19 protein-coding genes are annotated in these 18,712 nt (G+C 42.1%); 6 read left to right on the top strand and 13 right to left on the bottom strand.

Going from position 1 to position 18,712, the window contains the following annotated elements; translation table 11 throughout:
* Positions 1-2: 2 nt before the first annotated feature.
* The 6 genes from Q1W14_RS06050 to Q1W14_RS06025 all read left to right on the top strand — a co-directional run bounded on the left by Q1W14_RS06050 (position 3) and on the right by Q1W14_RS06025 (position 4,409).
* Positions 3-212 carry a hypothetical protein gene (locus tag Q1W14_RS06050; protein ID WP_300699921.1) on the top strand — a complete coding sequence of 70 codons (210 nt, stop codon included), beginning with the start codon at positions 3-5 and terminating at the stop codon, positions 210-212.
* Positions 213-230: 18 nt separating this feature from the next.
* Positions 231-1,412, top strand: a complete 1,182-nt coding sequence (locus Q1W14_RS06045; protein ID WP_300699920.1) for a tetratricopeptide repeat protein — start codon at positions 231-233, stop codon at positions 1,410-1,412.
* Positions 1,393-1,893 (top strand): ATP-binding protein, encoded by a 501-nt coding sequence (locus Q1W14_RS06040; RefSeq protein WP_300699918.1) that lies wholly within the window; start codon positions 1,393-1,395, stop codon positions 1,891-1,893. The genes Q1W14_RS06045 and Q1W14_RS06040 overlap by 20 nt, the downstream gene beginning before the upstream one ends.
* Positions 1,894-2,011: 118 nt before the next feature.
* Entirely contained in the window at positions 2,012-2,617 is a 606-nt protein-coding gene (locus tag Q1W14_RS06035) for a response regulator transcription factor (RefSeq protein WP_300699917.1), read from the top strand.
* A 76-nt stretch (positions 2,618-2,693) separates the two neighbouring features.
* On the top strand, positions 2,694-3,275 hold the full coding sequence (locus tag Q1W14_RS06030) for a hypothetical protein (RefSeq protein WP_300699915.1): 582 nt from the start codon (positions 2,694-2,696) through the stop codon (positions 3,273-3,275).
* A 6-nt stretch (positions 3,276-3,281) separates the two neighbouring features.
* The gene (locus tag Q1W14_RS06025; RefSeq protein WP_300699914.1) at positions 3,282-4,409 is read left to right on the top strand and encodes a hypothetical protein; all 1,128 of its coding nucleotides are present in this window, start codon (positions 3,282-3,284) and stop codon (positions 4,407-4,409) included.
* A 117-nt stretch (positions 4,410-4,526) separates the two neighbouring features.
* On the opposite strand, the gene Q1W14_RS06020 is transcribed toward Q1W14_RS06025, so the two are convergent.
* The 13 genes from Q1W14_RS06020 to Q1W14_RS05960 form a co-directional block, all read right to left on the bottom strand.
* Positions 4,527-5,072, bottom strand: coding sequence for a 2-oxoacid:acceptor oxidoreductase family protein (locus tag Q1W14_RS06020; RefSeq protein WP_300699913.1), 546 nt, complete (start codon positions 5,070-5,072; stop codon positions 4,527-4,529).
* 22 nt (positions 5,073-5,094) lie between these two features.
* Positions 5,095-5,856 carry a thiamine pyrophosphate-dependent enzyme gene (locus Q1W14_RS06015; RefSeq protein ID WP_300699912.1) on the bottom strand — a complete coding sequence of 254 codons (762 nt, stop codon included), beginning with the start codon at positions 5,854-5,856 and terminating at the stop codon, positions 5,095-5,097.
* Positions 5,857-6,136: 280 nt separating this feature from the next.
* A complete protein-coding gene (locus tag Q1W14_RS06010) occupies positions 6,137-7,216 on the bottom strand; it encodes a 3-methyl-2-oxobutanoate dehydrogenase subunit VorB (protein WP_300699910.1) in 1,080 nt (359 codons plus the stop codon).
* A gap of 12 nt (positions 7,217-7,228) precedes the next feature.
* A complete protein-coding gene (locus Q1W14_RS06005) occupies positions 7,229-7,456 on the bottom strand; it encodes a 4Fe-4S binding protein (RefSeq protein ID WP_294585707.1) in 228 nt (75 codons plus the stop codon).
* A gap of 12 nt (positions 7,457-7,468) precedes the next feature.
* Positions 7,469-7,744 (bottom strand): tetratricopeptide repeat protein, encoded by a 276-nt coding sequence (locus Q1W14_RS06000; protein ID WP_300699908.1) that lies wholly within the window; start codon positions 7,742-7,744, stop codon positions 7,469-7,471.
* Between the two features lie 239 nt (positions 7,745-7,983).
* Positions 7,984-8,427: a ribose 5-phosphate isomerase B gene (rpiB, locus tag Q1W14_RS05995; protein ID WP_300699907.1), complete on the bottom strand. Its 444-nt coding sequence runs from the start codon at positions 8,425-8,427 to the stop codon at positions 7,984-7,986.
* An 88-nt stretch (positions 8,428-8,515) separates the two neighbouring features.
* Entirely contained in the window at positions 8,516-10,525 is a 2,010-nt protein-coding gene (locus Q1W14_RS05990; RefSeq protein WP_300699905.1) for a transketolase, read from the bottom strand.
* Positions 10,526-10,703: 178 nt separating this feature from the next.
* Positions 10,704-12,248, bottom strand: a complete 1,545-nt coding sequence (locus Q1W14_RS05985; RefSeq protein ID WP_300699903.1) for an alpha-L-arabinofuranosidase C-terminal domain-containing protein — start codon at positions 12,246-12,248, stop codon at positions 10,704-10,706.
* Positions 12,249-12,254: 6 nt separating this feature from the next.
* Positions 12,255-13,853 carry an FGGY-family carbohydrate kinase gene (locus Q1W14_RS05980; RefSeq protein ID WP_300699901.1) on the bottom strand — a complete coding sequence of 533 codons (1,599 nt, stop codon included), beginning with the start codon at positions 13,851-13,853 and terminating at the stop codon, positions 12,255-12,257.
* Between the two features lie 110 nt (positions 13,854-13,963).
* On the bottom strand, positions 13,964-15,490 hold the full coding sequence (gene araA / locus Q1W14_RS05975) for an L-arabinose isomerase (RefSeq protein ID WP_300699899.1): 1,527 nt from the start codon (positions 15,488-15,490) through the stop codon (positions 13,964-13,966).
* 31 nt (positions 15,491-15,521) lie between these two features.
* Positions 15,522-16,208 (bottom strand): L-ribulose-5-phosphate 4-epimerase, encoded by a 687-nt coding sequence (locus Q1W14_RS05970; RefSeq protein WP_300699898.1) that lies wholly within the window; start codon positions 16,206-16,208, stop codon positions 15,522-15,524.
* Positions 16,209-16,233: 25 nt separating this feature from the next.
* A complete protein-coding gene (locus Q1W14_RS05965) occupies positions 16,234-16,911 on the bottom strand; it encodes an NUDIX domain-containing protein (RefSeq protein WP_300699896.1) in 678 nt (225 codons plus the stop codon).
* 37 nt (positions 16,912-16,948) lie between these two features.
* The gene (locus tag Q1W14_RS05960; RefSeq protein ID WP_300699894.1) at positions 16,949-18,694 is read right to left on the bottom strand and encodes a sodium:solute symporter; all 1,746 of its coding nucleotides are present in this window, start codon (positions 18,692-18,694) and stop codon (positions 16,949-16,951) included.
* Positions 18,695-18,712 lie beyond the last annotated feature (18 nt).

Genomic DNA, 18,712 nt, shown 5'->3' with positions numbered 1-18,712 from the left:
CAATGAGAACACTATTATTTCTTATTAGTTTTTGTTGCCTGCCTCTTTTGGGTTATAGTCAGAAAGAATTGATAAAATTAAAAGCGGATGTGGCACGTGCCGAGCGGTTGAAACAACGTGATAGTATGGCTACTACTTATTGTCGTATAGGAGAATATTACTCATATAGATCATCAAATACAGCTCGCTATTGGTTTAAAAAAGGATTGTAAACAATTGAAACTAAACGTGTGCTACTTTATACTGCTTTATTGAACAATTTGAGTGAGACTTATTTTTCGGAAGGTAATACAGAAGAGGCGTTGAAAGGATATATATGGACGAGTAGTGAATGCAGACGTTTGAAGGATACTACTTTGTTGATTAGTGTTCTTTCGGCAATGGGAGTGGTGTATCGTCAGATAGAAAAACCTGATTCAGCATTAAACTGTTATAATCAGGCATTGCGTTTAGTGAAGAAGCGTGATGATTGGTCTGAAAAGGCAAATCTGCTAGCTAATATTGCTATATTTTATGGCAATAATTCCCGTTTTGAAGAAGGAATTTTCTATGCCAAGCGAGCCGTAAAAGCAGCAACTGAGGGTAAGGATATGGATGATATTATGTATACCAACTATGTATGTGGGAGTCTTCTTTTCATGCAAGGTAAATATGATGAGGGCATTGACATGATACGGGCGTTGATTGCCGAAGCTAAGCGACAAAAGATGCCGAAGTTTATATTGAAGGGTTACGTGCCAATGCTTCATATGTTCGAAAAACTGGATGATCGTGATTCGATTGCTTATTACCTCAAAGAGGCGGAAAATGTGTTACCTTTAGTACCGGAAAACTCCCAAAAAGTACTAGGATTATTGGAACAGCAATTTCAACTATTGAGTAAATTGGACAGATATCAAGAGAGTCTGGAAGTACAGAATAAGTTACTTAAGTATCGCGGAGCAGGATTACACATGCCTACAGATAAACTGTATTGGATGATGGCACGCAATTACAGAGATATGAACGATTATGTTCATGCAATGGAGTTTTATGAGAGGGCTTATCAAATGGGCGACAGTGTACATGCCGAACAAGTCAGTCAAGAGTTGTCTAAATTGAGAATTAAGTATGAGACACAAGAGAAAGAACTGGAAATAGCTCATTTGAATAAAGTAAAACTTGAACAAGAAATGCGTACGATGCGGTGGATCATAGCTACGATTGTGGTAGCATCTGCTTTTTTATGGTTTGCTTTGTATTACTTGTTCCGGCGGAAACGTTTACAAAAAGAGCAGGAATACAAACTTGCCCAACGCTATATTGAGGGATTGGAGAAGGAAAGGTCACGACTAGCCAAAGAGTTGCATGACGGAGTGTGCAATGATTTATTGGGCATTGGTATGCAGATGTATGGAATTTGCTTCCGATGAGCGTGCCAGAATGACTGGGATGCTGGAACGGGTGCGCCACGATGTTCGTAACATTTCCCACGAATTGATGCCTCCCAAGTTTCAATATGTCACATTGATGGAAGCAGTAAATGCATTTGTTGAACATTTGGTTCCTCCCCCGACTATGCATATTGTATTGCATTCACTGAATAACGAAAATGATTGGAAAACGGTGCCCGAACATGTTGCTTATGAAATTTATCGGGTTGTACAAGAATTATTGTCCAATACAATAAAACATTCTGAAGCTACTGAAGTGGATGTAGAACTTTCAATCAAAGGAAAACAATTAACCTTGTTACTTTCCGATAATGGAAAAGGATATACCGATGCTGTTTCGTCCAACGGCATAGGTCTGAACACCATCCACGAACGTGCAAAAAACATTAATGCCGATTATAAGCTTGCTGAAAGTTCCAATGGTAGGCATGAATTTTCATTGATTGTTCCTTTGCCATAAGGGGCGTTGATTGTAGAATTCAAGGGCTCTTTTGACTAAAATCACTATTTTTGATGATGCCGGGTATTGATAAATAACTTTTCTTTGCATCATAAAAACAGAACACGAATTTAGATCAATGAAAGTGAAAGACATAAGTATATTATTGGTAGACGACCACGATTTAGTACTTCAAGGGCTAAAACGGGTGATTGATAGTTCTTTGTCAGAAATAAAAAATGTATGTACTGCGTCTTCGGGACAAGAGGCTTTGCACCTGATTGCTTCCCGGCCTTTCCACCTTTATGTGTTAGACATGGAGTTGCCCGATATGTCTGGGATTGATATAGTGACCCGAATTCGTGAAAAAGATTCCCAAGCTTGCATTATTGTGAATACGATGCACGAAGAAATATGGTTCATTAAAAATCTGATTCAATGTGATGTCAATGGTATTTTGTTCAAATCAATTGATTCTAAAAGGATTGTGGAAGCCATTCGTTGTGTGCTGGATGGTGGAACTTATTATTGCCCATACGCCGAACAGGTTCGCAATCAGATGAAGCGTTCGGAAGAGGGTAGGGGCGTTGCTTTGACTTCACGCGAACTGGATGTGTTGAAACGGATATCCGAAGGGAAAAACACCCAGGAAATAGCTCAAGAACTTTGTGTGTCGACTAATACTGTTGATACCCACCGCCGGCATCTGATGGGGAAACTGGATGCCCGCAATGTGCCGACCTGATAATGACAGCTATTTCAAAAGGGATTATTCCTATCCGCAAATGCTGATATTCAAATTACTAATACTTAATATTCTTATGAAAAAATTATCGATTACTATTCTTTCCGTGTTTTGCTGCGGACTGATGATGTGTGCCTGTAATGGTACAAAGAAAAGTGAACAAAGTGCTGAAAACTCTGTAGAGGCAACTTCAAATATAGTTGATGAGCAACCTTCAGGTTATGCGATGCCTACTGCCTCAGTAAATAATTATTGTGGAAATTTCACTGATCCCCGTAAACAGTATGGTTACTTAATGCCAGCCAACGGTTTGTTTTTGATGCTGAATCAAATAGGAAAAAATTATGTGATAACTGTTTACAAATATGTAATGGCTGGTGAAAACATTCAGTGTACACCGGAAGCTTTTGTGATGGCAAATATGAAAGGTGAGAATGTAAGTGTCGAAATTAAAAGAGATGTAAAGAACAATACTCCAAGCTTCACTTTTGTTCCAACTCCCGATTGCGAACATTCAGAATATGTGGCAACCGAAAAGGTAGCTAGAGATTATTTCTACTTATGTGGAGATAGTGAAGCTCGTTATAAATTTGAGGATTTGTTTGAAGATGAAAGGTACGCAGAATTTAAGAATCTGGTAGATAGTTACAAGAAATAAATTGCTATGAGAAAATGGATGCCTTTATTAATATTTCTCTTACTATCACTGCTACCGGTATCTTCATTCGGAGAGAAGCCCGATAGTACGGCGATTATAGAGGATTGTCCTCATGTTTGGACTTTTCAATCGGGAAGTCCTTGCAAAATCGTAATTGACAGGTTGTATAGTGGCCCGCGCAAAACTTTCTATTTTACCCGCGATGGCAAGATGCTTGCTGCTTTTGCAGAATATCTTGACACTCCTGATTCACATCGCCCAATAGTAAGTAGCTCCTTTTATGCTTATGATGAAAATGAAAATTTAGTAGGACTAGAGTCTTATTATTACAATTTGGGTGACCGGGGATCTATTGATACTGTTTTTAAAAGGGCAAATAATTATGTCCTTTCTAAAAAGGAACAATTGCGTAGACTTGAAGATGGGGTAGGTAAAACCGTATATCAGCCGGAAGATGTAGATTCGAAGGGAAATTGGTTGATAAGTAAGAAGTTGAAATACAACGGGAGTTTAGGTGACGAGTATAAACGGAAAATCTACTACTATGGTGAGTCTACAAAAGTGGAAAAGGAAGTGAAGGATGCTTTCATGCGACGGGATTCTTTACTCAGCTACTGTAAAGCAAATGCTTGGTCGGCAGGTGAGAAAGCCGATGCCAATCGAAAAGATAACTATGGATTGTGGTGGAATATCTTAGTACCTTTACTGCTTGGAGTGTTATTCGGTTATATTCCGAGTTATATGATGAGTACCAGAAGCAAACTATCGAATATGGCTATCATCATTATCAGTATTGCAATTGCTTGGTTTGTGGGGGGAAGTATTGCTAAAATAGTACTTATTATAGGTCCTTATGGTTTCATTTGGGAAGTAGTATTTTGGGTGATTGCAGTCGGAAGCTTTTTAGCATGTTTAAGTATTACGTTGTACAAACGTTGTCCTAACTGTGCTTCGTTCGATTGCCGTGTAATTAAAAGAGAGATAGTGGAGGAGGAAGAAAAGGAAACTACCAAGTATCTGGACGGTTCAAAAGAAACAAGCAAACGTTACTATTATAAGACTATTGAAACTATACGTTGTGAAAAATGTGGGCACGTTTGGAAGGTAACTCGTAGCGGTATTGTAAAAGATTAAGGGTGTTAGATGGCAAGGAAGCGAGTATACACAATGTTTGTTCTCCTCTTAAATTAAAAAAAGTCAGCCCCTGCAATGCTTGTTTTGCAGGGGCTGATTTATATTATATAAATGAAGTTACTGAACTTCTTTTATCAATTCCATACCTTTCTTGATTGCTTCTTCGTTCATCGGTATCAAGTGGTGGTGACGTTCGGGAAGAGTTTTCTTCAAACCTTTGATTACGCTATCTAGTGTTACCATTGATTTGAGTTTCAGCAATCCACCCAATACAATCATGTTGAATGCCTTAGCATTGTTCATTTCATTGGCGGCATCCATGGCATCGATACGGTAAACTTTGATGTCCTTACGTGTAGGCGGATGGATGATACCGTAACCGTCGTAGATAAGTACTCCGCCGGGTTTCACTTTGCTTTCAAACTTCTCCAATGAGGGTTGGTTGAGAATGATGGCTGCATCATACTTGCTAAGGATAGGCGAGGATATTTTTTCATCGCTTACGATAACAGTTACGTTGGCTGTACCACCACGTTGTTCAGGACCGTATGCAGGCATCCAACTTACTTCCTTGCCTTCCATCAGTCCGGAATATGCCAAAATCTTTCCCATGGACAAAACTCCTTGTCCACCGAAACCTGCTATAATGATTTCTTCTTTCATTGTTCTTCTGTCTTTAGCATGATTATTTGTCTTTCAGGTCACCCAACGGATAGAAGGGGAACATGTGCTCTTCCATCCATTTGTTTGATTTCTCGGGAGACATCTTCCAACCTGAATTACAAGTAGAAACGATTTCTACCAAGTTGGAACCTTTGCCTGCCATAGAATTCTCGAATGCTTTACGAATAGCTTTCTTTGCCTTGCGGATGGCGGGAACAGTCTGCACACTCTGACGAGTTACGTAAGCAGTACCTTCCAGTTGGGCAGCGATATCAGCCATTTTCAATGGGTAGCCATGTAGTTCCGGGTCACGTCCGTAAGGGCAAGTGGAAGTGGGCATACCCATGAGGGTAGTCGGTGCCATTTGTCCGCCGGTCATACCATAGATGGCATTGTTAATGAAGACGATGGTAATATTCTCACCACGGTTCAAGGCATGGATTGTTTCGGCGGTACCGATACAAGCCAAGTCGCCATCACCTTGGTAAGTAAATACCAGTCGGTCGGGCCACAGGCGCTTGATAGCAGTGGCAACAGCAGGTGCACGTCCGTGTGCAGCTTCCTGCCAGTCAATATCCAGGTAATTATAGATAAACACGGCACATCCTACGGGGGAAATACCTACTGTTTTGTCTTCCATACCCATTTCTTCGATAACCTCGGCAATGAGTTTGTGTACTACACCGTGGCTACATCCCGGACAATAGTGCATCGCATTGTCGTTCATCAGAGTCGGTTTCTTGTAAACCAGATTCTCGGGTTTGATAATATCTTCTCTTGTCATAATCACTTCTCCTTATCTATTGGTGAATCGTATGAAAAACTCCATCAGCTTGACGAAGATCGCCGCGCCGCAGACGTAGATGAACATTTTGAAGTCATCTTTCGCCACAAAGTAAATAATGATAGCTGCCAGTGCAAGTACCATGAATAGGATATTCAGTACGTTTCTTATTTTATCAGGATTCATCGTTTTATTTACGATTTAATTATTTACGATTGATAAATGTTACGACTTACGGCTACTAACTTTAATCGTAAATCGTACATCATTAAATCGTATATTATATTAGTTTTTCTTTCAATGCAACTACAATCTCATCCGGATCTGGAACGATACCACCAAGACGTCCGAAGTGTTCGATCTTGATCTTTCCGTTTACAGCAAGGCGAACATCTTCCACCATTTGTCCGGCATTCAATTCGGTTACGAGCATACCTTTCACCTTGTCGGCGTATGCGGCAATGGTTTTGGTTGGGAACGGCCACAAAGTAATAGGGCGGAGCATACCTACTTTTATACCTTCTTCGCGAGCAAGCTCCATAGCTTTTTGTCCGATACGTGCCATAGACCCGAAAGCTACGATCAAGTATTCGGCATCGTCGCAATGAATTTCTTCAAAGCGTACTTCGTTTTCTTCAATTTCCTTGTATTTAGCCTGGAAGCGGATGTTGTTCTTTTCCATTTCTTCCGGTTTTAATTCAAGTGAAGTGATGATGTTAGGTTTACGTCCTTTGGTCTTACCGAAGGTAGCCCATGGACATTGTTCCATAACTTCAGCATCTGTGCGGCGAGGTTTCATCGGTGGAAGAATTACTTTTTCCATCATCTGACCGATTACACCGTCGGCAAGGATAATAGCCGGATTGCGGTATTTGAAGGCAAGTTCGAAACCTAGTTTCACGAAATCGGCCATTTCCTGTACAGAAGCAGGAGCAAGAGCTATCAGACGATAGTCACCATGTCCACCACCTTTTACTGTTTGGAAATAATCGGCCTGACTCGGTTGGATAGTACCCAAACCGGGACCTCCACGCATAACGTTTACAATTAAACACGGCAATTCGGCACCTGCAATATAAGAGATACCTTCTTGTTTCAAGCTGACACCGGGACTGGAAGAGGAGGTTAATACCATCTTTCCGGCACCGGCACCGCCGTATACCATATTAATAGCTGCTACTTCACTTTCTGCCTGGAGTACTACCATACCGGTAGTTTCCCAAGGTTTCAGTTCGGCAAGAGTTTCCAATACTTCTGATTGGGGAGTAATAGGATAACCAAAGTAACCGTCTGCACCGCAACGGATGGCTGCGTGGGCGATGGCTTCGTTTCCTTTCATTAATACAACTTCTTCTGCCATATTCTTCTGATTTTATTCTACTTTTACTTTATATACCGAGATACATCCGTCGGGACAAACGGTAGCGCACGATGAGCAGCCGTTACAAGTATCTTCTAATATTTGCTGGGAAAAATTATACCCTTTTATGTTCACCTCTTTGGTGAGGGCCAATACATTGAGCGGACAAGCTACCACACACAGGTTGCAGCCTTTGCAACGCTCGGTGTCTACTACGATTGCTCCTTTGATTTTTGCCATAATTTACGTTATTTATTGATTGAACATATCCTTATTGTAGAAATTCAGAATGTCCATAGCCATTTGGTGGGCATGTAGAGCAGGACCTTCTGGGTTGAGGTCGATGGCGTATTGATAATTATTCAATGCTTGTTGCCAGTTGCCTTGTTTACGATAGGCATTTCCCCGCAGATAATAAGCTTCATCTTTACCAGGAAAATCAGTTTGTAGTACTTCGTCGAGCAGTTGAATTGCTTGCTCTACGTTTCCCTGATTGATTAGCTCTTTTATGGTATTCAGTTGCTCCATTTCATTCTGAGTTCCGGATTATTGAATCGCAAAGATAGCTTTTATTTGAAGACAATCAGCAACTTCTCTGTGAAAAATAAGAAAAAGGAGGAAATAAAGAAGCCCAAAGTTTCTTGAAATTCTATCAGAATGTCAAGGCTTTGGGCTTATATTGTAATAAATTTGCTTGCTCTGCTATACAAGCTTATTGTTTATATAGCTATTTCTGAACGTAACGTCTTTTATAGCTTTTATATCATTTATCCGTTGTTCTGTACCGGTATCTTATCAATTCTTCTTTGATGGCGTCCGCCTTCAAATTGTGTATTGAAGAATTCCGTCATAACCATGTCGGCTTCTTCGGTACTGATGAAGCGTCCTGGCATAACAAGTACATTGGCGTCATTGTGCTGACGGGCCAAATGAGCTATCTCCGCGGTCCAGCATAATGCAGCACGAATACCTTGGTGCTTGTTCAACGTCATACTGATACCTTCACCACTTCCGCAGATGGCGATGCCCGGATAGCATTCACCGGCTTCAACAGCAAGTGCCAACGGGTGAGCGAAGTCAGCATAATCGCAACTTTCGGTAGAGTAAGTACCAAAGTCTTTATAAGGCCAACCTTTGACCTCCAACCAACCGCGCACGTATTCTTTTAATTCAAATCCTGCGTGGTCGGAGCAGATTCCAATAGTTTTCATTCTAACTACGATTTTAATATTGACTTATTATATAACGAATGGAGTTACTTTTGGTTTTAAAGTAACTCCATTTCTTTCTTCTAATATTTTAAAGCATTGCTTTTACCTGCTTGTATACATTATCTGCAGTAAAGCCCAGCTTCTGATCCAATACTTTGTAAGGAGCGGAGAAACCAAATGATTCCAATCCCCATACTTTACCGCGAGCACCTACCAAACCTTGCAAAGTTACAGGCAGACCGGCAGTTAAACCGAATACCTTGGCATCGGCAGGGATAATAGATTCTTGATAACCCGGAGCCTGGCTGCGGAACAAACCTTCGGATGGAGCAGATACGATACGTACCTTCACGCCGTCTTTGCGCAACAGTTCGCTTCCTGCAACCAAAGTAGCAACTTCAGAGCCTGAAGCAACCAGAATCACGTCCGGATTTTCATCTGATCCGGCTACGATATAAGCACCTTTGGCAGCTTGTGTATAATCTGTTCCTGCGGGCAACATAGCGATGTCTTGACGAGAAAATATCAAAGCTGTAGGAGTGGAAGTATTTTCCATTGCAAGCTTCCATGCGATGGTAGTTTCTTCAGCATCTGCGGGACGAAGTACCAATGTAGAGTTATGTCCCTTGTGGTTCTTCAGCTTTTCCATCAGACGGATTTGAGCTTCTTGTTCTACCGGTTCATGAGTAGGTCCGTCTTCGCCTACACGGAAAGCATCGTGTGTCCAGATGAACTTTACAGGTACTTCCATCAATGCTGCCATGCGTACGGCAGGTTTCATATAGTCGGAGAATACAAAGAATGTACCGCAAGCGGTGATAACACCACCATGCAAAGCCATACCAATGCAGCAGCAAGCCATGGTCAGCTCGGCAACGCCAGCCTGGAAGAAGGCACCACTGAAGTCACCTTTCTTGAAAGCATGGGTTTTCTTTAAGAAACCGTCTGTTTTGTCAGAGTTGGACAAGTCGGCAGAAGCTACAATCATATTTTCAACTTGAGTAGCGAGAGCACCCAATACGGTAGCCGAAGCATTACGGGTAGCAGCACCTGCTTTTTGTTCGATAGCTGTCCAGTTTACTTTAGGAGCTTTGCCAGAGAAGAAGAATTCAAGTTTAGCTGCTTTCTCAGGGTTAGCTTTTGCCCAAGCTTCTTTAATTTCATATTTCTCAGCTACGATTTTCTTTAATTCAGCAGCACGCTTTGTATAAAGTTCGACAACTTCAGGGAAGATAACGAAAGGATTCGTTGGGTCACCACCAAGATTCTTGATTGTATTTACATAAGCGTCGCCACCAAGAGGAGCACCGTGAGTAGCACAGTTGGCTTCATAGCTGCTGCCGTCTGCTTTACGTGCACCTTTACCCATTACGGTCTGACCGATAATCAGCGTCGGACATTCATTTTCAGCTTTAGCTTCATTTAATGCAGCACGGATGGCGTCAGGATCATTACCGTTGATCTTGATTACTTTCCATCCCCAAGCTTCATATTTCTTGGCAGTATCTTCGATGGTTACATCTTTGGTTTCAGTAGAGAGCTGGATGTCGTTAGAATCATAGAACATGATCAGGTTATCCAATCCCAGTGCACCTGCAATACGTCCTGAACCTTGAGAAATTTCTTCCTGAATACCGCCATCAGAGATGTAAGCGTAGATAGTCTGAGGCATTACTTCTTCGAAACGGGCTTTCATAAACTTGGCAGCGATGGCAGCACCTACGGCAAATGTATGTCCTTGTCCCAACGGACCGGAAGTGTTTTCAATACCACGAGTTAAGTCACGTTCAGGATGTCCCGGAGTAGGACTACCCCATTGACGGAACTCTTTCAGTTCGTCTAAAGAGAACTTGCCGGTCAAGGCTAATGTAGAATATAGCATCGGTGACATGTGCCCCGGGTCAAGGAAGAAACGGTCACGACCTTCCCATGTAGGATTCTCAGGATCATAAACCAAGAACTCTGAGAAGAGTACGTTTATAAAGTCTGCACCACCCATGGCACCACCGGGGTGTCCGGAATTTGCCTTTTCAACCATAGATGCAGCAAGTATACGGATGTTATCTGCTGCACGGTTCATAAGTTTGTTATCGTTCATAACTTTCTATTTTTATATATATTTGATTACAAATTTGCGGATTGAGTTGCTACTTGTCAACTTTATCAGGGACAAAGATAACTCTTTAAACGTAAAACACAACATAGAAAGTGTGTCTTTTTTCTACCCTTTATCATCCACTACTTGCTAAAATACATAAAGTATTTTTTTAGCTGCTTTATTGTAATTCAATAGTAACAATCGATTTTGCAGGAAGTTTTACAGTAAGTATTCCTTTATTAATTTTTACTTCTTTGAATGGAACCGGTTTTATAATATTGGGCTTTTCAAAAGAATTGTAATCAGTCAGGTTTGCTGAGGTGAGAATTTCTCCAACAGCTTTCTTGGCTTGTATACCGGGCAAGTTGATGGTTACTTCTTGGGCATTGTCTGCATCGATATTGGACATGGATACGTGTATCTTGCCATTCTTGTCTTTTGAAGCAGTAGCGCTAATCATAGGAACTTTGCGATTATCGCGTACATCCATTATATCACAATTCAGTTCAAGAGGCAGATAAGTGGCATCCTGGTGTACATTGTACATCTTGAAAACGTAGTAAGTAGGAGTGAGTATCATGTCTTTGCCTTTGGTAAGAATCATGGATTGCAGTACGTTAACTATCTGTGCAATGTTTGCCATCTTTAAACGGTCGGTATATTTATGGAAAATATCGAAGCTAAGGGAAGCAACGAAGGCATCACGTAAAGTGTTTTGCTGGTAGAGATGACCAGGTACGGTACCCGGTTCTTCGTCCCACCAAGTTCCCCATTCATCAAGCATCAGAGCGATATGCTTGTTCTTGTCGTACTCGTCCATGATAGCGCAATGTTTCTTGATTACATCTTCTATCTCACGGCATTTTCCCATTGTCCAGTAGTAATCATCTTTACTGAACTGAGTGGCGGCACCTTTGCTGCCATTCCATCCTGTAACTGTATAATAGTGGAGGGACAGACCATTCATACGACCACCTACACGGTCCATAAGTACTTTAGTCCAATTGTAATCGTAGTCACTGGCTCCACTGGCAATTTTGAAAAGATTATTGCCATCGTAATTACGGCAGTATGTGGAATAACGGCGATATAGGTCTGCATAATATTCAGGGCGCATACTACCACCGCATCCCCAGCTTTCGTTACCTACACCGAGATATTTTACTTTCCAGGCATGGTCACGACCATTCTGGCGACGCAGACGTGCCATGGGGGAATCGCCTTCGGAGGTCATGTATTCTACCCATTTGGCAAGTTCTTCTACTGTTCCACTACCTACGTTGCCGCTTATGTAGGGCTCAGTACCCAACATTTCGCAGAGATTCAGGAATTCGTGAGTACCGAAACTGTTGTCTTCGATAGTACCTCCCCAATTGTTATTCACCATTTTAGGGCGGTTCTCTTTAGGACCGATGCCGTCCATCCAGTGATATTCGTCGGCAAAACAACCACCCGGCCAGCGAAGGACAGGTACTTTAAGTTCTTTCAAAGCATTGAATACATCTGTACGATAACCTTGTGTGTTAGGGATATCAGAGTTTTCGCCAACCCACAGTCCACCGTAGATACAAGTTCCGAGATGTTCTGCAAACTGACCGTAGATTTCTTTCGGGATGATTTGTTTGCCTTGATCGGCTTGAATTGTTATGGTTGCGCTTTTCTGTGCAGTCGTGGTTAGTGAAGCAGCAAGCATAAAAGCACTGATGATAATTTTGTTTCTCATTATGAATTACTTTTTATATTTTACAGCAGTTTCTTCAATAGGCAATCCAGTCTTATAACTTTCGATATATACGTTAAATCCGGCTATATCTTCGGCTGTTGGTGATATTTCAACGCCGGCATCACCTACAAATACTTTCTCATCCAAGAAGTCGGCAAGCGATTGTTTCTTTTCATTGTTCACGAGGTAAGAACCAAGTAGGGCAATACCCCAAGCTCCGCCTTCACCAGCTGTTTCCATAACTGAAATAGGTGAGTTGATGGCTGCTGCAAGTATTCTTTGACCTACACCTTTAGTTTTGAACAATCCTCCATGTCCCGTGATTCTATCAACTTTTATTTTCTCTTCGTTGAAAAGAATGTCATTGCCTATTTTGAGAGCTCCGACTGAGGCATGTAAGTGAGCCCGCATGAAGTTGGCGAGATTAAATTTGTCATTTGCTGAGCGTACAAACAAGGGTCTTCCATCTGCAAGTCCTGTTATCGGTTCACCTGAAATGTAATTGTACGAAATAAGACCTCCACAATCGGTATCACCTTTCAGTGCATGGTTGTAGAGTTTTCCATATATTTCATCCATATCCACCGGGATACCCATGAGCTCCTGGTATTCTTTGAACAGGTTGACCCATGCGTTGAGATCGGAGGTGCAGTTGTTGCAATGTACCATGGCTACGAGGCTTCCGTCAGGAGTGGTGACCATGTCAATCATTTCGTAAGGTTTTGACAAATCTTTCTCCAATACAATCATTGAGAAGGAGGAGGTACCGGCTGATACATTTCCGGTGCGTTGCTTTACGGCGTTGGTCGCAACCATACCTGTACCGGCATCTCCTTCGGGTGGACAAACAGGTACCCCTGCTTTCAGATGACCTGATACGTCGAGCTTCTTAGCACCTTCTGCTGTGAGGAAGCCTGCATTTTCTCCGGCTGACAATACTTTGGGCAGAATGTCTGAAAGTTTCCAGTCATATCCTTTAGGAGCAATCAAGTTGTCGAACTTGGTTATCATTTCAGCGGAATAGTTCTTGGTAGACGGATCTATAGGGATCATACCGGAGGCATCGCCTATACCCAGTACCTTTTCGCCTGATATCTGCCAATGGATATAACCGGCAAGAGTTGTCAGGAAATTAATGTCTTTAACGTGTCCTTCGTTATTCAGTATAGCCTGATACAAGTGGGAGATGCTCCATCTTAATGGGATATTGTATACAAACAGTTCTGACAATGCTGCTGCTGCCTGACCTGTATTTGTATTTCTCCAAGTGCGGAAAGGCACGAGAATTTCTTGCTTCTCATTGAATGCCATGTAACCATGCATCATGGCGCTGACACCAATTGCTGCCAGAGTTTCTATCTCTGTGCCATATTGACTTTGTACGTTTGAGCGGAGATCGGCATAACAGTCTTGTAATCCGCTCCAAATAGCTTCTACACTGTATGTCCATAGTCCGTCAACAAATTGATTTTCCCATGTGTGACTTCCTTGGGCAATGGGTTTGTTCTCCTGGTCAATTAAAACGGCTTTTATGCGTGTTGAGCCGAACTCTATTCCAAGTATGGCTTTGCCTGTTTCAATGGTTGATTTTGCATCTAATTTCATCTTTAAACCAATAATTTAAGGTACAACAAAATTGTATTATTATGAAATTAAAAGTGCTGCAAACTATATGGTCTGAGCACTTTTAACTTTGATTATTTGCTAATTAAATCTTAGCAGAGTGCTTTGTTCAGCATGTAGTAAACCTCATTCATGCGCAACTCTTTCTTGAAATCGCTGATGGTAGTATTCTCATTGATATGTACCATTTCGATTCCGGAGATTTCAGCATAGTCTTCCCAATATTCGGCTGTAAGATCGTAAGAGAAGCAAGAGTGGTGAGTACCACCAGCCAAAATCCAAGCGCCTGCACCTACTTCGAGATTAGGCATCGGAATCCAAAGAGCACTAGCAACCGGTAATTTAGGCAGCGGTTTCGGCTCGATACATTTCACATCGTTTACAATCAGACGGAAGCGGTTACCCATGTCGACTACTGTAGCTGTGCATCCGGTACCTGTTTTAGAAGTGAACACTAAACGGGCAGTTTGGCTCTTGCGGATACCTATGCCGAGGAAGTGTACTTCCAGACGTGGCTTGTTGGCTGCAATCATCGGGCAGATTTCCAACATGTGTGACTGTAGGATGGAGCTGTTGGCACCGTCGAAGTTCAGTGTATAATCTTCGAGGAATGAGCAGCCGCGAGGAAGTCCTTGATTCATCACCCATACCGTACGGTAAAGTGCTGCCGATTTCCAGTCGCCTTCGGCACCGAATCCGTAACCTTCTGCCATCAGACGTTGTGATGCCAAACCGGGGATTTGGTCGAAACCTTCATGTTCCAGGTCGCCCAAGTCATCGAAGTTGGTGGTGAAGCCTTTGGCACCTTTGTCTTTCAAGATGGCACGCAAGGCAAGTTCAGCCTTGGCAGCATTCCATACCTTTTGATAAGCTTCGGTAGATTTGTCTTCCAAAGCTGCATCATGATCGTAATCATTGAAATAAGTGGCTACCAAAGCATCTACGTCCGTGCTCTTGATTTTCTTTTGATAGTCCATCAGTTCGCTTACGGGGCAATAGTCTACGTGGTAACCCATGCGTTGTTCGGCTTCTACCTTGTCGCCATCGGTAACGGCTACGTTGTTCATTTGGTCGCCGAAGCGGACAATCAGCATATCCTGAGAATCGGCCCAACCTGCACAAACACGCATCCAAACGGCAATCTTATGCAATGTATCTTCTTCCTTCCAATAGCCTACTACCACTTTGCGACGGATGCGCATGCGGGTACAGATATGTCCGAATTCGCGGTCGCCATGAGCTGATTGGTTGAGGTTCATGAAGTCCATGTCCATTGTATCCCAAGGGATTTCTTTATTGAACTGAGTATGCAGGTGCATCAACGGTTTCTTGAGTTGTTGCAAGCCGTGAATCCACATTTTGGCGGGTGAGAAGGTATGCATCCAAGTGATAACGCCAATACATTTTTCATCATTGTTGGCTGCTTTAAACAGAGTTTCTACTTCTTTCGAAGAGTTGGCAGTGCCTTTGTAGACTACTTTCACGGGGAGTTTTCCCGATTCGTTCAGTCCTGCTACCATTTCATTAGAATGTGCGTCTACTGCGATTACTGCGTCACCTCCGTACAGGAGCTGTGCTCCGGTTACGAACCATACTTCATATTGATCAAATGCGTTCATATTACTTTATTTTTTAGTTTATAACTGTTGTTTATTTCTGTCCATAATAAGCATTAGGTCCATGCTTGCGGCTGAAATGCTTTTCAATCAGCAACGGATTCATGGTAAGAGTTGGATTGGCACTGAAGGCAATACTTGCCATTTTGGCTACCTGTTCCATGACAACTGCATTGTGTACAGCGTCGAAAGCATCCTTACCCCATGAAAATGGACCATGGTTTTTAACTAATACTCCGGGTGTATGTACTGGGTTCAGCCCTTCAAAGCGTTTCACAATAACATTACCCGTTTCTTTTTCATATTCACCTTTTACTTCGGCTTCGGTCATATCTGCTGTGCAGGGAATGGCATCGTGGAAGTAATCGGCATGAGTTGTTCCAATATTCGGAATGTCCAATCCGGCTTGAGCCCATGCGGTAGCGTAAGTAGAATGTGTATGTACTACGCCGCCAATTTCGGGAAAAGCCTTGTAAAGCACCACATGAGTCGGAGTATCGGAAGAAGGTTTAAGATGTCCTTCTACAACTTTACCTTCGAGATCGACCACTACCATGTCTTCTGCTTTCATATCATCGTAGCTCACTCCACTGGGCTTGATGACTACCAAACCTGTTTTACGGTCGATAGCCGATACATTGCCCCAAGTGAAGATAACCAGACCATGTTTCACTAATTCAATATTAGCCCGAAACACCTTTTCTTTTAATTCTTTTAACATGATTTTATTTACAATTTACTTGGACTTATAATTTGAATTTAGGGTCTTTCTGGTACACCTTGTCGTTGAATTTATACAAAGCGGCACCTCGTTTAGAACCTTTCTTGTCAATTTTATCAGTCTTCTCTATATAATCCATTTCGGCTATACGCTTGCGGAAGTTCCGCTTGTCGATGTCTTCACCATAAATGGCTTCGTAGAGACTTTGTAACTGCGAGAGTGTAAACAGCTCGGGCAACAAGTTGAAACCGATAGGCTTCGTAGAGGCTTTTTGCTTCATCAAATCACGCGCTGCTTGTACCATCTGAGGATGGTCGAAGATCAAGTCGGGCATTTCATTGATATTGACCCAGAAAGCATTATGCTGTTGTACAGCTTCACGGTCGTACTCATTGATGTTTATGAGAGCGTAATAGGCGATGGAGATGACCCGTTCTCCCGGGTCACGACTAACTTCGCCGAATGAATTAACCTGCTCCATATAAACATTCTCAAGACCAGTGAGCTCAGCCAATACACGTTTGGCTGCATCATCTACACTTTCATCTTGTTGCACAAATCCACCCATCAGAGACCATTCGCCTTTTGATGGTTCAAAGTTTCTCTTCAACAGCAACAGGTTTAATTCTCCTTCACTGAATCCGAAGATTATACAGTCTACAGATACGTAGAACTTAGGATTTATACTGTAATAAGTTGTCATTTCAAATTTTATCTATTATTAATAATATCCAAAGAGATTACCAGAAGTAAACATAGAACAGTGCACAAAGCAACACAACTCCTAAGGAAGCTACTACGTCCCACTTATTCCAACTTTTCTTGATAAGCGTTTTGTAATCTTCGGTGAAAGTGATACTTTCTATCTGCTGGGCAGTAGGTTTCGGAGTGAAGAATGATACTACAATCATCAACACAATCAAGAATATCAATAACCAGATTTCAAAAATCAACCAGTTGGTTTGCCAGAACCAAGCAGTGCATTCCCAGCCCCAACCAGACATTATATCCTTGCCTGTATTAGTGAAGATATTGGTCAACAAACGCACCATACCGATGATAAAACCTACTATCATAGCAGTTTCACCAGCTTTCGGTGTAATCTTCTTAGAGAATATACCCAATGCGAATACTGCTACCATTGTTGGAGCTAGCAGCGACTGGATACCTTGCAAATAATCGTAAAGGCTACCAAGACTCTGCATAATAGGGATCCATACAATACCCAATATAACTACTACGATTGTTGCAACGCGACCTACCATTACGTATGTTGCTTCGCTCTTGTTCTTGAACATTGGTTTGTAGAAGTCTTCTGTAAACAAAGTGGCACAAGAGTTAAAGAAAGCAGCCAATGAAGCAACCAGTGCTGATATAAAACCGATGGTTACAATACCTTTTACACCGGCAGGCAATACAAACTTAACCATAGAGCCGAAAGCTGTATCGGGATTATCCAGTACGAAACCGCTATCGGGACGTGATGCCAATGCAGCAGCTACCATACCGGGGATCAAGAACATAAATACCGGTAATATTTTGAAGTAACCGGCAGCGATAGTACCTCTACGTGCACGTTTCATAACCTCTTCACTAGATTCACCTTTACGTTGGCCAAGTACACGTTGAACGATATGCTGGTCGGTACACCAATACCAGAATCCGATGATTGATGCTCCGATAAATACCCATAAGCCGGGATAATCGTCATACATAGGGTCACCAGTCTCAAAATGGAACATGTGGTTTGTTCCGTGTGCTACTCCATCCGTTCCTATATTCAAGGTCTTGGCGTAATCTATCATGTGTGTCCAACCATCGGGGATACTACCTCCTCCAAGAGCTGACAAACCTAAGAACAGTACAAGGAATGAACCAATAATAAGTATGGGGGTTTGAATAGCCGATAGAGTCATTACACCCTTCATTCCACCTAGAACAGTAAAGATACCTGTTAATACAATGAGGCCGATGGCGCCATACCAGAATGGTAATCCAAGAAGACTTTCCATAAATATACCACCGGTAAATGCTGTTACACTTACTTTAGTCAGAATGTATGCTATCAGTGTGATGATAGACAACCAAGAACCTGTAGCTGGTGTATATCTGTATTTCAAGAAGTCGGGCATCGTGATGATTTTTCCTAACTTAACATTCATAAGCTGATAGAATGGTACAAAGAGCCATCCTAAAAGAAGAATCATCCAGCCTTGCATTTCCCAGTGAGCCATACCAACTCCTGACTTAGCTCCTGTACCGGCAAGTCCTACCAAGTGCTCGGAACCAATATTGGCTGCAAAGATAGCTGCACCAATGATATACCAAGGTTCACCTTTTCCAAATAAATAATCTTCGCTATTAGCACCTTGTTGCAGGCGTTTGTCTTTTTGCACAGAACGCCATACGGCCCATGTTACTGCTAAGATACCGACTACGATAATAACCCAGTCGATCCAAATAAATTCATGTGAATTCCAATTCATGATATTGATTAATTTTTC

This window comes from Bacteroides sp. (assembly GCF_030151085.1).
Lineage (GTDB): Bacteria > Bacteroidota > Bacteroidia > Bacteroidales > Bacteroidaceae > Bacteroides.
The sequence above is the reverse complement of the archived record's forward strand: the minus strand, read 5'-3'. Positions and strand labels throughout refer to the sequence as shown.